This is a genomic window from Agrobacterium leguminum (assembly GCF_015704895.1).
GTDB lineage: Bacteria > Pseudomonadota > Alphaproteobacteria > Rhizobiales > Rhizobiaceae > Agrobacterium > Agrobacterium leguminum.
The window spans coordinates 144,725-160,940 of the sequence record NZ_JADQWB010000001.1 but is presented as its reverse complement, the minus strand read 5'-3'; the positions used below and the strand labels follow the sequence as shown (position 1 = coordinate 160,940).

Here is a 16,216-nt window from a genome sequence, read left to right as displayed (position 1 = left end):
TGTGAGGCCTCAAGCCTCACACCAGTTCCACATCGACGACACCGGGTGCGGACCGCAGCGCAGCGGCGATTTCCGGCGAGATGCGGTATTTCTCCGTCAGCTCCACCTCGATCTCGCGGCTGCCCTCATCCTTGATGACGATGAAATAGACCGAGCCATCGCCTTTCGTATTGAGGTGGCGGGCCACCGTTTTCAGCGGACCGGAATCGCGCACATAAACACGCAACGCCTTCTGCATCTGCACGGATTTCTCTTCCAGCGACTGCGCCGTCTGGATACGCAGACCGATGCCTTCCGGACGCTCTTCCGCCTGCACGGTGATGACCAGCGATTTACCGACCTCGAGCAGATCGCGAAACTGGCCGAGCCCTTCGGAAAACAGCACCGCCTCATATTGGCCCGATGCGTCCGAGAAGGTGACGATGCCCATCTTGTTGCCGGTGCGGGTCTTACGCTCCTGCTTGCCGGTCACCGTGCCGGCCAGACGCCCGGCAGTCGCGCCCTGTTTCACCGCGGCGGAAAAATCTGCGAAATTCTGCACCCGCAGCTTTTCCAGCACGGGGCGATAGGTATCGAGCGGATGGGCGGTGAGGTAAAAACCGAGCACCTGATATTCACGCAGCAGCTTTTCGGAGGCGAGCCACGGCTGGAAGGCGGGAAGGATGAGCTTTTCCGGGCCGCTTCCACCACCGGAGCCGAACATGTCCGATTGTCCAATGGCGCGGTTGTTCTGCGCCATCTGCGCATAACCGATGATGCGGTCAAGCCCGCCGATCAGCTCGGCGCGGTCGCGGCCGAAACAATCGAAGGCGCCGGCATTGATCAGGCTTTCCAGCACACGCCGGTTGATCTGCTTGGGATCGATGCGCAGGCAGAAATCCTCAAGGCTCGTGAACGGTTTGCCGTCACGTACCTGGACGATGTGCTCCACTGCCCCCTCGCCCACGCCCTTGATGGCGGCGAGAGAATAATAGATGCGGTTCTCGCCCGTCTCGAATTGCCGGAACGACGTCTGTACCGAAGGCGCGACGACCTCGATGCCAAGGCGGCCGGCATCCTGGCGGAAATCGTTGAGCTTTTCCGTGTTCGCCATATCGAGCGTCATGGAGGCCGCCAGGAACTCCACCGGATAATGCGCCTTCATATAGGCGGTCTGGTAGGACACGATGGCGTAGGCGGCGGCGTGGCTCTTGTTGAAGCCGTAATTGGCGAATTTCGCGAGAAGGTCGAAGATGGTGTTGGCCTGCGGCTTCGAGACGCCGTTCTCGATGGCGCCGTCGACGAAACGCTCGCGCTGCTTGTCCATCTCCTCCTTGATCTTCTTGCCCATGGCGCGGCGCAGAAGATCGGCTTCGCCGAGCGAATAACCGGAGAGAACCTGGGCGATCTGCATCACCTGTTCCTGGTAGACGATAACGCCCTGCGTTTCCTTGAGCAGATGGTCGATGGTCGGATGGATCGATTCCAGCTCCTCCTCGCCATGTTTGCGGGCATTATAGACCGGGATGTTTTCCATCGGTCCCGGACGATAAAGCGCCACCAGCGCGATGATGTCCTCGATGCAGTCCGGCCGCATGCCGATCAGCGCCTTGCGCATGCCGGCGCTTTCCACCTGGAACACGCCGATGGTTTCGCCGCGCGAGAGCATCTCGTAGGTTTTGGCATCATCGAGCGGGATCGCCGCGAGATCGACCTTGATGCCGCGCTTGGCAACAAAATCGACGGCGACCTTCAGCACCGTCAGCGTCTTCAGGCCGAGGAAGTCGAATTTGACGAGACCGGCGCTTTCCACCCATTTCATGTTGAACTGGGTGACCGGCATATCCGAGCGCGGATCGCGATACATCGGCACCAGCTTCGACAGCGGGCGGTCACCGATGACGATACCGGCGGCATGGGTGGAGGCGTGGCGGTAAAGCCCCTCGATCTTCTGGGCGATATCCAGGAGGCGAGCAACCACCGGCTCCTTGTCCGCTTCTTCCTGCAGGCGCGGCTCTTCCTCGATCGCTTTCGACAGGGGTGTCGGGTTGGCCGGGTTGTTGGGCACCAGCTTGCAGATCTTGTCCACCTGCCCATAGGGCATTTCCAGCACGCGGCCGACGTCGCGCAAGGCCGCGCGCGCCTGCAGCGAACCGAAGGTGATGATCTGCGCCACCTGCTCGCGGCCATATTTGGCCTGCACGTAACGGATCACCTCTTCGCGACGATCCTGACAGAAGTCGATATCGAAGTCGGGCATCGAAACGCGTTCAGGATTGAGGAAGCGTTCGAACAGCAGCGAGAAGCGCAGAGGATCGACATCGGTAATCGTGAGCGCATAAGCGACAAGCGAGCCCGCACCCGAACCGCGGCCCGGCCCGACCGGAATATCGTGCTGCTTGGCCCATTTGATGAAGTCGGCAACGATCAGGAAGTAACCGGGGAACTTCATGCGCGAGATGACGCCGAGTTCGAAATCCAGCCTGTCGCGATAGTCCTGCTCGGTATAGCCGGCCGCCATGCCGAGCGCCGCCAGCCGCTGATCCAGCCCCTCCACCGCCTGGCGGCGAAGCTCTTCGGCTTCGGCGTGTTCCGCCGCCTCCGGGTCGTCGCTGGCGCCGGTGAAACGCGGCAGGATCGGCCCGCGCTTCTTCAGCACATAGGAGCAGCGCAGCGCGATCTCGACGGTGTTTTCCAGCGCCTCGGGAAGATCGGCAAACAGCGCCGCCATTTCCTGTCGACTTTTGAGGTAGTGATCGGGCGTGAGCCGGAACCGGCTGTCATCGGAGACGATGGCGTTATGCGCCACCGCCATCAGCGCATCATGCGCCTCGTAATCGGCCTTGGAAGGGAAAAACGCTTCGTTGGTGGCAACCAGCGGAATATCATGGTCATAAGCAAGGCCAATCATGCGCCGCTCATGGGAACGGTCATAACCGGACTGGCGCTGCAATTCGATATAAAGCCTATCACCGAAGAGTGACTTCAGCGTCAGCAGCCGTTCCTTCGCCTGAGCAGCGTGACCTTCCTTCAAGGCCATATCCACCGGACCGCCGGAGGCGCCTGTCAGCGCGATCAGGCCGGCATTGGAGGCTTCCTCCAGCCATGCACGGGTAATATGCACGGAATGGCCGCTGCCCTCGCCTTCCAGATAGGCGCGGCTGACGATATCCACCAGCCGCTCGTAACCTTCGGCATTGGCGGCAAGGAGCACTATGGCGGGAAGTTTCTGAAGGTGGCTGTTATGGTTGCGGCGGTCCTCCGCCGCATCCTGCATGTCGATCGACAGCTGGCAGCCGATGATGGGCTGCAAACCTTCATCGCGCGCCTTTTCGGAAAATTCCAGCGCGACAAAGAGGTTGTTGGTATCGGTAATGGCAATGGCCGGCTGGCCGTCCGCGACGGCCTTGGACATGATTTTCTTGAGGGGCAAGGCCCCCTCAAGCAGGGAATAGGCGGAATGAACCCGCAAATGGACGAAACCGGGAGTTTTCAGCGTTTCGCCAGAGGTTTCTCCACGCACAACCGCATCGCCCATATCATCATCCTGTCATTCTGAATCGAGGGGGCGATTTTCCGATTTCCGGCGATCAAAGTCCACCGCTTTACGGCGTCCATACAGGTTTCTGCGCCGGCGTTCCCTTCACAGGGCGGTGAGGATCACCGAAAAGCTGGCTACGAAGACAGCGATGGAGGCGAAAGCGGCAACGTCACGGATGAAATCAGTCATTGGTCTCTCCTTACTCGTTATGTTCCAATTTTGTTCTCATTTTGTTCGATTGTCAACAGGGTTTTGCTGATATTCCCCTTGCTAATGCCGCAGAATCGCCTTCGGTTCCCGCAGGGGGAACAGCAAACCCCTGACTCCAAAGCGAAAAAACCCGGAGGTAAAAACACCCCCGGGTTCGGAAAAAATTCAAATTTGGAGAACAGGCGTTCTCTGGAGAGCATCGGGCGGACCGACTCGCCAGCTTGGCGCAATCCGTCCCGGAGCCGTCATTCACCCCAATTGGCGAGAGCGATCGTTTCGAGCGCTATGAAAAAATTGGCGCACGAGGCTCGCGCCTCGCGCATCAGCTCAGAAATCGACGATCTTGCCGTCGGCCAGCGTCACACGCCGGTCCATGCGGGCGGCGAGTTCATGATTGTGGGTGGCGATCAGCGCCGCAAGGCCGGATTGGCGCACCAGCGCCTCCAGCGCGTCGAAAACATAATGCGCTGTTTCCGGATCGAGATTGCCGGTCGGCTCGTCAGCGAGCAGCAGCAGTGGCGCATTGGCGACGGCGCGGGCAATGGCGACACGCTGCTGTTCACCGCCGGAGAGTTCCGCCGGGCGGTGCTCACCGCGATGCCCCACCCGCATATAGTCGAGCAGCGCACTGGCGCGCTTGTGGGCTTCGGCCTGTGTCAGACCGGCGATGAGCTGCGGCATCATCACATTTTCCACCGCCGAGAATTCCGGCAGGAGATGATGGAACTGGTAGACAAAACCGATATCGCTGCGGCGGATCGCGGTTCGCGTTTCATCCGGCAGGTCATTGCAGGGTGCGCCGTTAATATAGACCTCGCCGGCATCTGGATGTTCGAGAAGTCCCGCCAGATGCAGCAGCGTGGATTTGCCGGTTCCCGAAGGGGCAACCAGCGCCACCATCTCGCCGCTCTTCAATTCGAAATCAGCCTTGCGCAGAATGGAAAGCGACGTCTCGCCCTGACCATAGGTTCTCTCGACGCCAGTAAGCCGCAGCACTGTTTTTTTTGCCATATTGCGAAGCGGTCCTTATTCGTAACGCAGGGCCTGCACCGGATCGAGCTTGGAAGCCCGCCATGCTGGAAAGATCGTTGCCAGGAAAGAGAGCGTCAGCGCCATGATGACAACGGAAATGGTCTCGCTGATATCCATTTCGGCCGGAAGCTGGCTCAGGAAATAAAGCTGCGGGTCAAAGAGCACCGTGCCGGATATCCAGGAGAAGAACTGCCGGATGGATTCCACATTGAGGCAGACGATGACGCCGAGCGCCACGCCGGCAAAGGTGCCGACCATGCCGATGGCCGCCCCGGTCATGAAGAAGATGCGCATCACGGAGCCGGAGCTTGCGCCCATGGTACGCAGAATGGCGATATCGCTGCCCTTGTCCTTCACCAGCATGATGAGGCCGGAAATGATGTTCAGCGCCGCCACCAGAACGATGAGGGTGAGGATCATGAACATCACGTTTCTTTCCACCTGCAGGGCGGAGAAGAAGGTCTGGTTCCGCTGTCTCCAGTCGGTGATATATATCTGCCGTTCGGCGGCCTGTTCCACCAGCGGGCGGATTCCGTCGACATCGTCGGGGCGGCTGACATAAAGCTCGATGGACTGCACGAGGCCTTCGGCATTGAAATAAAGCTGGGCTTCGGACAGCGGCATATAGATCATCGAGGCGTCATATTCCGACATGCCGATCTCGAAGACCCCGGATATCTTGTAGGATTTGACGCGCGGATTGACGCCCATCGGCGTCACGTCGCCTTCCGGGGAAATGAGGGTAATGTCGTCACCGGCCGTTACGCCGAGCTGGGCGGCGAGCCTTGAGCCGACAAGAACGCCATCTCCGGCCATGAAGCCGACCAGATCGCCGGTCTTGATGTTGGTGGCGACTTCCTTGACCTTGTCGATATCCTCCTGGCGCACGCCGCGCACCAGCGCACCGGAGCCCGCGCCGCCGCGGCCGGAGGCGAGCGTCTGGCCCTCCACCAGCGGCAGGGCCATGGTGACGCCGGGAACGGCGGCAAACTTCTTCGCCAGCTCATCATAATTATTGAAGGGCTGGTCGATAGGCTGCACGATCATATGGCCGTTGATGCCGAGAATGCGCGAAATGAGCTCGGTACGGAACCCGTTCATCACCGCCATGACGATGATGAGCGTCGCCACGCCCAGCATAATGCCGACGAAGGAGAAACCGGCGATGACGGAAATGAACGCTTCCTTGCGCCGCGACCGCAGATAACGCCAGGCCACCATGCGTTCAAAAGCGGAAAACGGCCGGGCGGTTTTTGCCCCGGCGGAAACAGCCGCACCCTTGTCAGCCTCGGCTTGTGCCATGTCGTCTCCCTGATCTCAAACTGCAAGGCCGGTCTTTTCCGAAAACCGGCCCATATTTCTGCGGCATCTGCGTTACGAAACCGGAGCGGACTTCGGGTGAAGCCGCTCCGTCTTCAGCTCGCTCTTAACCGAGCACCCTGTTCATCGCCGCCTCGATCGTCACGGTCTCCCGCTCGCCGGTCTTGCGATCCTTCACTTCGACTTCGCCATTCGCGACCGAACGCGGGCCGACGATGATCTGCAGCGGCACGCCGATCAGGTCGGCGGTGGCGAATTTCTGGCCCGCACGGTCGTCCGTGTCGTCGTAAAGAACATCCTTGTCGGCGTTGGAGAGCGAGTAATACAGCTTTTCGCAAGCCGCATCACAGGCAGCATCGCCAGCCTTCATGTTGATGATCACGACATCGAAGGGAGCGACCGAGGCCGGCCAGATGATTCCGTTCTCATCATGCGATGCTTCAATGATGGCGGGAACAAGGCGTGTCGGTCCGATACCATAGGAACCCATGTGGACAGGGTGTTCCTTGCCATCCTTACCCTGCACTTTCGCGCCCATCGGCTCGGAATATTTGGTGCCGAAATAGAAGATGTGGCCGACTTCAATGCCGCGCGCGGAAAGGCGCTCGCCATCGGGAATGGCGTTATAGGCGGCTTCGTCGTGCATTTCGGACGTGGCGGCATAGTCGGCCGTCCACTCGTCGAATACGCCCTGAAGCGCCGCGACATCGTCGAAGTCGGTGTTTTCGGCGGGAATGGCGCGATCGAGGAAGCTCTTGTGGCAGAAGACTTCGGATTCGCCGGTATCGGCCAGAATGATGAATTCATGGCTGTGATTGCCGCCGATCGGGCCGGTATCGGCACGCATCGGAATGGCGCGCAGGCCAAGGCGCTCGAACGTGCGCAGGTAAGCCACGAACATCTTGTTATAGGAATGGATCGCGTCTTCCTTGGTCAGGTCGAAGGAATAGGCATCCTTCATCAGGAACTCACGCGAACGCATGGTGCCGAAACGCGGACGCACCTCGTCGCGGAACTTGAGCTGGATGTGATAGAGGTTCAGCGGCAGGTTCTTGTAAGACTTCACATAGGACCGGAAGATGTCGGTGATCATCTCCTCATTGGTGGGGCCGTAGAGCATCTGGCGGTCCTGACGGTCCTTGATGCGCAGCATTTCCTTGCCGTAGTCATCGTAACGGCCGCTTTCCTGCCAGAGCTCGGCCGATTGCAGCGTCGGCATCAGAAGCTCGATGGCGCCCGAGCGATCCTGCTCCTGGCGGATGATCCTGTTCACCTTGTCCAGCACGCGTTTGCCGAGCGGCAGCCAGGAATAGATGCCAGCCGATTGCTGCCGGATCATGCCGGCGCGCAGCATGAGGCGGTGAGAGACGATCTCCGCTTCCTTGGGGTTTTCCTTCAGGATGGGCATGAAATAACGGCTGAGACGCATGACGGCTTCCATTGATGCGGACGACAGCGCGCAAAGGCGCGGGAATCGCCCCGAATAGAGGGATATTGGCGCCGGATATAGCCGTTTCCGGCCAAGATGAAAACCCGCCATGAAAAGAGCGTTAAAGGCGATTTTGCGGTATTTTCGCGATAGCTAATTCGCGTCAAAACGCTTTGATCGGAATATTATTCTTGATCCGGTGCGACAAATTGCACCACGGAGAATTTTTTGCCGACTGTAACAAATATGCAAAAAATGAGATGACAAGCATGGGGGTTTGAGCTAGCTTTAGCTTACAAAAGAGGCAGGAAGTTTAAATTCTTGTCATTTTCGCGGTCAGTCTTGGGAGGATCAGATCTTAGGCGCGCTCGTTCGCAGCCCCGGCAACGGTTACAGATCACGCGAAACCTGGAAAACAAGGCTGAAAGGCCTTGTTTTTTTTTGCTTCCATGCAAATAACCCCGTCCCGCCGCTATATTCCGGTAAAATTATGGCGGTGAATCAGGCACTGAGCACGTTCTTGCTGTGTGCACGAGAGATATAACATCCATATGACAGAATCCCGGTCATATCCGCCGAAAACTGCCGCGACCATGGGCTCACCGCCAGTCTGAGTGGGCAGATGTGCACGAACGGCGATCACATGCGCAGCTTTTCAATCGAAAACGGGAATAATTCTCGGCAGGTCATCGAGGCTGACGCCGAACCACCAGGTTCCGCCGTACCACAGCCCACAGATCAGGGCCGAGATCACGGTCGTCCACAAAACGATCCGCCCGCCCTTGAACCTTGATGGCGCACTGGCGACCGTGCCCAGCGCCACATCGCCCTCCTCATCCTGAGTGCGCAGGCCAATCGGCAGCACGATGAAAAGCACCGTCCACCAGACGATGAAATAAACGGCGAAGGCCGAAAGAAGCGGCATGTGATCCTCCTGCACAATGGGCTTCTTGTAACGCATTCATCCGCAGATCGGAATCACTTCTCCGCAAGAAACCCTAAAAGAAAAACAGAAGGGCCGCGCTTTGCGGCACGGCCCTGAAATTAACGGAGAAGAGGCAGACGTCCTGGCCGATTGACGGGAAGCTCCCGGCTCAGACCTTGGTTACAAAAACCGTCACGATCGGCTTCTTGCCCCAGCTCTGGTTGGCGGCGGCGCGCACGGCGCGGCGCACCGCTTCACGCAGCAGATCGAGATCCTTGCGGCGGGCACGCGGAATGCTTTCGACGGCGCCGAGCACGGCGTCATAAAGCGTGTCTTCCATCGCCTCGTCCTCGTCGTCGAATTCCGGCAGGCCGAAGGGCACGACATCGGGATCGCCGAGGAAATCGTAACGGCTATCCAGCACGACATTGACGGCAACATGGCCGGCGAAGGACAGCTTGCGGCGATTGCTGATGCCCATCTCGTCCATGTCACCGACGAGATTGCCATCCTTGAAGACGCGGCCATGCGGCACGTCGTCGATGACTTCCGCCGGACCCGGCGCAAGGCGCAGAACATTGCCGTTGCGCACCTTCGGCACCTGCGAAATGCCGGCCTGTTCGGCCAGTTCCTTCTGCGCCACCAGATGCGCCGCCTCGCCATGGACGGGCACGACGATCTGCGGCTTCGTCCATTCGTACATCCTCAGAAGTTCGTTGCGGCGCGGATGGCCCGAGACATGCACCAGCGCCTCATTGTCGGTGACGATATGGACGCCCTGCTCGATGAGGCCGTTCTTGATGTCGATGATCGCCTTCTCATTGCCGGGGATGGCGCGCGATGAGAACACCACCGTATCGCCGGAAGCCAGCGCCACATTGCGCATCTCGTCACGCGAAAGCTTGGCGAGTGCGGCGCGCGGCTCGCCCTGCGAACCGGTCAGGATCAACACCACCCGGTCGCGCGGAATATAACCATATTCATCTTCGGCGAGGAACGGCTTGATGCCTTCCATGATGCCGAGATCCTGCGAGACGTTGACGACGCGCTTCAGCGACGAGCCGAGCAGCAACACCTCGCGGCCGGCTGCTTCCGCGGCCTGCGCAATCGAGCGGATGCGACCGACATTGGAGGAGAAGGTGGTGACGGCCACACGACCCTCGGCATTTTCGATGATCTGCCGCAGGCCTTCGGAAACCTCGTGTTCGGAGGGCGATACGCCATCGCGCACCGAATTGGTGCTGTCGCACATCAGCGCCAGCACGCCCTCTTCGCCGATGGCGCGGAAACGGGCCTCATCCGTCAACGGACCGAGCGACGGGGCTTCGTCGATTTTCCAATCGCCGGTGTGGATGACATTGCCGAGCGGCGTGCGAATGACCAGCGACATCGGCTCCGGAATGGAGTGGTTGACGCCGACCGCCTCGATTTCGAACGGGCCGACATTGATGCGGTCGCCCGCCTTGAAGATCGTCACCGGAATTTCGGCGCGCGTACCTTCATAGGCGCGCTTGGCTTCCAGCATGCCGGCGGTGAAAGGTGAGGCATAGACCGGCACGTTGAGGCCGGGCCAGAGATCGTTCAGCGCGCCGTAGTGATCCTCATGGGCGTGCGTGATGATGATGCCCTTGAGGTTCTTTTTCTGCTCGGCGATATAGCTGATGTCAGGCAGCACCAGATCGACGCCCGGCAGGTCCGGGCCGGCGAAGGTTACGCCGCAATCCACCATGATCCATTGGCGCTTGCTTTCCGGCCCGTAGCCGTAAAGCGCCAGATTCATGCCGATTTCACCCACGCCGCCAAGCGGCACAAAGACCAGTTCGTCCTGTTTAGCCATTGTTTTTCTTATCCATTCACGAAAGCATGCAGGCGACGGCAATTGGCCGCGCCCGCCAGCCTATCCAGCATCGAACCTGTTGAACCATCTGATCGACCGGGCCGATGCGGAACCGGTTTGTCACCCTGCTTTTCATGAGCCGCAGGAAAGCTCCAACCCGTCGAAAGCGGTTCGGCGCCGGCCTTCGGGTCGCGCCGTTCACCTCATCCGAAAAACACGTCGCCGGCGGCAATCGAGCGCCTTGCGCCATCATCCTCATCCAGCAGCAGATAACCATTATCATCAATCCCGACGAAACGCCCGCCAATCGAACGGTCCGGAAAATTGACGGTGATATGCTCGCCGATACCGCAGGCGGCGGCACGCCAGCCAGCCATGATGCCGGCAACGCCCCTGCCCTCGTCCCAATCCCCCAGCACCTCCGCCGTCTCACGGAAAAGATGGGCGAACAATTCGTCGGGCGAGCAGGACGCCCCATGTTCGGAGAGCATGGTGACGGGGTAAAGCGGATTTTCCGGCTTATGGGCGATATTGATGCCGATGCCGATGACGATGGCGCGTCGGCCATCCGGCAGCAGCTCCGCCTCCATCAGAATGCCGCAGGTCTTGCGGCGGCCGATCAGAACGTCGTTCGGCCATTTGATTTCGAGCGGTTCACCGCCCGTCGGCAGCACTGCGCGGATGGCGCGATAAACAGCCAGAGCGAAGGCAAGCGGCAGAGACCCTATGCGATCCATCGGAGCGGGATCGATCAGAAGAAGCGAGGCGTAGAGATTGCCGGGTTCGGAGACCCATGGACGGCCGCGACGGCCGCGTCCGCCAGTCTGGCGGATGGCGGTGATCCACAGATTGCCGCCATCGCCCGCCCTTGCCTGGGCGAAACATTCCAGATTGGTCGACGGCGTTTCCGCCATCGCCTCGTGCCGGAAGTCATCGATGGACATCCGGCCCGTATGCTTGTGCGTGCTGCTCAAAAGAAGGTCTTCGCCGCAACTGTCACCGCGTTGCCGAGTGCACCGCCGAAGACGATGAAGGCGACAACGAAGAGGCCGGAAAGCGCGTAAACGACCTTGAGTTCGCCGGCGGGACGCTCGAATTTGTCCTTGGCTTCATCGAACCACATGACCTTGACGACGCGGATATAATAATAGGCGCCGACAACCGAGCCGATGACACCGATGATGGCGAGCGGATAGAGCTTCGCCTCGATGGCAGCGAGGAAGACATAATACTTGCCGAAGAAGCCGGCGAGCGGCGGGATGCCGGCAAGCGAGAACATCAGGATCGTCAGCACAACCGCCATGAAGGGGTTGGAGGAGGAAAGACCGGCCAGATCCTCGACAGTCTCGACATTGCCGATTTCCTTGCGGCGCATGGAGAGAATGCAGGCGAAGGTGCCGAGCGTCATGACCATATAAACGGTCATGTAGAGGATGACGCCGGCAACACCGGCTTCGGTGCCCGCAGCGAGACCAACCAGCGCATAACCCATGTGACCGATGGAGGAATAAGCCATCAGGCGCTTGATGTTCTTCTGGCCGATTGCGGCAAAGGAGCCGAGCAGCATGGAGGCGATGGAGATGAACACGACGATCTGCTGCCAGTCGGCGAAGACCGGCTGGAACGCCTCGATGACAATGCGAACGAGGATCGCCATGGCGCCAATCTTCGGCGCAGCCGACAGGAACGCCGTTACCGGGGTCGGCGCGCCTTCATAAACGTCCGGCGTCCACATGTGGAACGGCACGGCCGAAATCTTGAAGGCGAGACCGGCGAGAACGAAGACCAGGCCAAAGACCAGACCGAGGGAACGGGTTTCCGAGGCCAGAACCTGAGCGATTTCGGTGAAGCCGGTATTGCCGGTGAAGCCGTAGACCAGCGACATGCCGTAAAGCAGCATGCCGGAAGACAGCGCGCCGAGCACGAAATACTTCAGGCCCGCTTCCGTGGAGCGCAGGCTTTCCCGGTTGATGGCGCAGACGACGTAGAGCGCCAGCGACTGCAGTTCCAGCGCCATGTAGAGCGAGATCAGGTTGTTGGCCGAGATCATCAGCAGGATGCCGAGGGTCGCAAGAACCAGCAGCACCGGATATTCGAAACGGCCGATGGGTTCGAAACGGCCCTGACCGACGGCCAGGATCATGGCGGTGATGGAGCCGATCAGCGCCAGTACCTTCATGAAGTTGCCGAAGGCATCGGCGATGTAGACACCGCCGAAAGCCACGCCCGAAGCGGGGGCAAAGATGATCCAGAGACCGACGACGAGCAGGAGGGCAACGGCAAGGCCGGTGACCGTCGTTGTCGACTTGTCGCCCGAGAAGACGCCAATCATGAGCAGCGCCAGCGCGCCGACCGCAAGGATCAGCTCGGGCGTCGCAATGTGCAGACTGGCAAAAAGGATTTCAGCGGTCATGTCCAACGGGTCCTGTCGTCAATTCATAGAGAGCGCAACATTTTGCGCCGCCTGCAATGCAGCCGTATAGTTATTTACCAGAAGATCGACCGATGCGGCTGTCGCATCGAACACCGGCGCCGGATAGACGCCGAAGAAGATCGTCAGCACAACCAGCGGATAAAGGATGACCTTTTCGCGGGTCGACAGATCGAGCATCGACTTCAGGCTTTCCTTCTCCAGCGCACCGAAGATCACGCGGCGGTAAAGCCACAGCGCATAAGCGGCCGAGAGGATGACGCCGGTTGCCGCAAACAGCGCGACCAGCGTGTTGGCACGGAATACGCCGATCAGCGTCAGGAATTCACCGACAAAGCCTGACGTGCCGGGCAGACCGACATTGGCCATGGTGAAGATCATGAAGGCGACGGCATATTTCGGCATGTTGTTGACGAGGCCGCCATAGGCCGCGATCTCGCGGGTGTGGAGACGGTCATAGACAACGCCGACGCATAGGAAGAGCGCGCCCGAGACAATGCCGTGCGACAGCATCTGGAAGATTGCGCCCTGCACGCCCTGAACGTTGGCGGCGAAGATGCCCATGGTCACGTAACCCATGTGGGCGACGGAGGAATAGGCGATCAGCTTCTTGATATCGTCCTGCATCATCGCCACCAGCGAGGTGTAGATGATGGCGAGAACCGACAGCGTGAAAACGAAGGGGGCGAAATAATCAGAGGCCAGCGGGAACATCGACAGGGAGAAGCGGATGAAACCGTAACCGCCGAGCTTCAGCATGACGCCGGCAAGGATGACGGAACCTGCGGTCGGCGCCTGAACGTGGGCATCCGGCAGCCAGGTGTGCACCGGCCACATCGGCATCTTGACCGAGAAGGCGGCGAAACAGGCAAGCCACAGCCAGGTCTGCATGCCGGCCGGGAAGCCGTATTTCAGAAGTTCCGTCATGTCCGTCGTACCGGCCTGCCAGTACATGGCCATGATGGCGAGCATGGTCAGAACCGAGCCGAGCAGCGTGTAGAGGAAGAACTTGTAAGATGCGTAAACGCGATCCTTGCCGCCCCAGACGCCGATGATGATGAACATCGGGATCAGCGTCGCTTCGAAGAAGACGTAGAAGAGAACCGTATCCAGCGCCACGAAGACGCCGACCATGACGACTTCCAAGAGCAGGAAGGCGATCATGTATTCCTTGACGCGCTTCTCGATCGAATCCCAGCTCGCCAGCACGCAGAAAGGCATGAGGAAGGTGGTGAGGATGACGAACAGCATGGAGATGCCGTCGACACCAAGATGATAGGCAGCGATGTTGCCGAACCAGGCGTGTTTTTCCACCATCTGGAAACCGGGGTTCGAATTATCGAAACCGATCCAGATGAAGAGCGACACCAGGAAAGTGAAAACGGTCGTCAGCAGCGAGACATTGAGAATGTTACGGCGACCATAGGGGCCGTTCTCATTCGTCAGAAGCAGGAGCACCACGCCGACGAGCGGCAGAAAGGTGACCGTTGAAAGAATAGGCCAATCGGTCATCAGAGGGCACTCCCGAGCATCATCCAGGTGACAAGCGCCGCGATGCCGATCAGCATCGCAAAGGCATAATGATAGAGGTAACCGGATTGCAGGCGGACCATGCGGTTGGTCACGTCAACCACACGCGCTGCAATGCCGTTCGGTCCATAGTGGTCGATGACGGCGACGTCGCCCTTCTTCCACAGGAAGCGGCCGAGCGCCTTGGCGGAACGAACGAAGAGGAAGTCGTAGAGTTCGTCGAAGTACCACTTGTTCAAGAGGAACTGGTAGAGGCCACGATGGGTCTCGGCCAGACGCTTCGGCGTCTCCGGCGACTTGATGTACATGTACCAGGCGGTCACGAAACCAAGGGCCATGGCGAAGAACGGGCTCCACTTCACCCACAGCGGAACGTGGTGGAATTCCTCGAGGATTTCGTTTTCCGGAAGCGTAAACAGGGCGCCCTTCCAGAACTCGGCATATTCATGACCGAAGAAATAACCTTCGAAGGCCACACCGGCGAAAATCGCACCGACGGTGAGGATGAAGAGCGGGATCAACATGACCATCGGCGATTCATGCACGTGGTGCATGACATCGGCCGAAGCGCGCGGCTTGCCGAAGAAGGTCATGAAAGCCAGACGCCAGGAGTAGAAGCTGGTGAACAGGGCCGCGATGACCAGCAGCGTGAAGGCGACGCCCGAGAGAACCGAATGGGACGCGTAAGCGGATTCGATGATGACGTCCTTCGAGAAGAAACCGGCAAAACCGATCATCGTGCCCGGAATACCAACGCCGGTCAGCGCCAGCGTACCGACGGTCATGGTCCAGAAGGTGATGGGGATATGCTTGCGCAGGCCGCCCATGTACCGCATGTCCTGCTCGCCATCGACGGCATGGATGACCGAGCCGGCGCACAAGAACAGCAGGGCCTTGAAGAAGGCGTGCGTGAAGAGGTGGAACACGGCAGCGCCATAAGCGCCGACGCCGAGCGCCACGAACATGTAACCGAGCTGCGAGCAGGTCGAATAGGCGATGACGCGCTTGATGTCGTTCTGCACGAGGCCGACGGTTGCCGCGAAGAAGGCGGTGATCGCGCCGATCAGCGTCACGACGGTCAAGGCATCATGCGACAGTTCAAACAGCGGCGACATGCGGGCGACGAGGAAGACGCCGGCGGTGACCATGGTTGCGGCGTGAATGAGGGCAGACACCGGGGTCGGGCCTTCCATCGCGTCCGGCAGCCAGGTGTGCAGCAGGAACTGCGCCGATTTACCCATCGCGCCCATGAAGAGCAGCAGGCACACGCCCGTCATCGCATTGACCTTGTCCAGCTGCATGCCGAACAGGTTGATGACGGTTTCCGAAGAGGCAGCGCCTTCAGCCGGCAGATAGGTCGCAGCGGCAGCGAAGATCGTTTCGAAATTGATCGAGCCGAACAGCACGAACACGCCGCCAATGCCGAGAATGAAGCCGAAGTCACCGACGCGGTTGACGATGAAGGCCTTCATGGCGGCAGCCGATGCGGACGGCTTCTTGAACCAGAAACCGATCAGCAGATAGGACGCCAGACCCACACCTTCCCAGCCGAAGAACATCTGCAGCAGGTTGTCGGAGGTCACCAGCATCAGCATGGCGAAGGTGAAGAGCGACAGATAGGCGAAGAAACGCGGACGATGCGGATCGTGGTGCATGTATCCGATCGAATAGAGATGCACCAGCGTCGAGACCGTGTTGACCACAACGAACATGACGGCCGTCAGCGTATCGATGCGGAACGCCCATTCGACATCGATGCCGCCGGACTGGATCCAGCGCAGCACGGTGACCTTGATCACCTCACCCGGCTCGCCATGGGCGAGCGCGACGGTGAAGAACACGATCCAGGACAGGATGGCGACCACGATCATCAGACCGGTGGTGACATATTCCGAAGCCTTGGCGCCGATCGAGCGGCCGAACAGGCCGGCGATCAGGAAGCCGATCAGTGGAAGAAAGACGATAGCCTTGTAGATCATAGC

General features: G+C 59.6%; 10 protein-coding genes. All 10 read right to left on the bottom strand.

Annotated elements, in window-relative coordinates; all coding sequences use genetic code 11:
- Positions 1 to 16: 16 nt before the first annotated feature.
- The 10 genes from dnaE to nuoL all read right to left on the bottom strand — a co-directional run bounded on the left by dnaE (position 17) and on the right by nuoL (position 16,213).
- Positions 17 to 3,517: a DNA polymerase III subunit alpha gene (gene dnaE, locus I3J13_RS00805; RefSeq protein ID WP_142779077.1), complete on the bottom strand. Its 3,501-nt coding sequence runs from the start codon at positions 3,515 to 3,517 to the stop codon at positions 17 to 19.
- A gap of 540 nt (positions 3,518 to 4,057) precedes the next feature.
- Positions 4,058 to 4,741 carry an ABC transporter ATP-binding protein gene (locus tag I3J13_RS00800; RefSeq protein WP_003521506.1) on the bottom strand — a complete coding sequence of 228 codons (684 nt, stop codon included), beginning with the start codon at positions 4,739 to 4,741 and terminating at the stop codon, positions 4,058 to 4,060.
- A 15-nt stretch (positions 4,742 to 4,756) separates the two neighbouring features.
- Entirely contained in the window at positions 4,757 to 6,064 is a 1,308-nt protein-coding gene (locus I3J13_RS00795; RefSeq protein ID WP_003521507.1) for a lipoprotein-releasing ABC transporter permease subunit, read from the bottom strand.
- A 124-nt stretch (positions 6,065 to 6,188) separates the two neighbouring features.
- Positions 6,189 to 7,511, bottom strand: coding sequence for a proline--tRNA ligase (gene proS / locus I3J13_RS00790; RefSeq protein ID WP_196377721.1), 1,323 nt, complete (start codon positions 7,509 to 7,511; stop codon positions 6,189 to 6,191).
- A gap of 655 nt (positions 7,512 to 8,166) precedes the next feature.
- A complete protein-coding gene (locus I3J13_RS00785) occupies positions 8,167 to 8,472 on the bottom strand; it encodes a DUF1467 family protein (RefSeq protein WP_035262821.1) in 306 nt (101 codons plus the stop codon).
- A 133-nt stretch (positions 8,473 to 8,605) separates the two neighbouring features.
- Positions 8,606 to 10,273: a ribonuclease J gene (locus I3J13_RS00780; RefSeq protein ID WP_174039075.1), complete on the bottom strand. Its 1,668-nt coding sequence runs from the start codon at positions 10,271 to 10,273 to the stop codon at positions 8,606 to 8,608.
- A 203-nt stretch (positions 10,274 to 10,476) separates the two neighbouring features.
- On the bottom strand, positions 10,477 to 11,217 hold the full coding sequence (locus tag I3J13_RS00775; protein WP_196377720.1) for a biotin--[acetyl-CoA-carboxylase] ligase: 741 nt from the start codon (positions 11,215 to 11,217) through the stop codon (positions 10,477 to 10,479).
- A gap of 26 nt (positions 11,218 to 11,243) precedes the next feature.
- Positions 11,244 to 12,686, bottom strand: a complete 1,443-nt coding sequence (gene nuoN, locus I3J13_RS00770; protein ID WP_003521512.1) for an NADH-quinone oxidoreductase subunit NuoN — start codon at positions 12,684 to 12,686, stop codon at positions 11,244 to 11,246.
- Between the two features lie 18 nt (positions 12,687 to 12,704).
- The gene (locus I3J13_RS00765) at positions 12,705 to 14,216 is read right to left on the bottom strand and encodes an NADH-quinone oxidoreductase subunit M (protein ID WP_196377719.1); all 1,512 of its coding nucleotides are present in this window, start codon (positions 14,214 to 14,216) and stop codon (positions 12,705 to 12,707) included.
- Complete coding sequence (nuoL, locus tag I3J13_RS00760; RefSeq protein WP_196377718.1) at positions 14,216 to 16,213, bottom strand: NADH-quinone oxidoreductase subunit L; 1,998 nt, start codon at positions 16,211 to 16,213, stop codon at positions 14,216 to 14,218. Before nuoL ends, I3J13_RS00765 begins: the two co-directional genes overlap by 1 nt.
- Positions 16,214 to 16,216 lie beyond the last annotated feature (3 nt).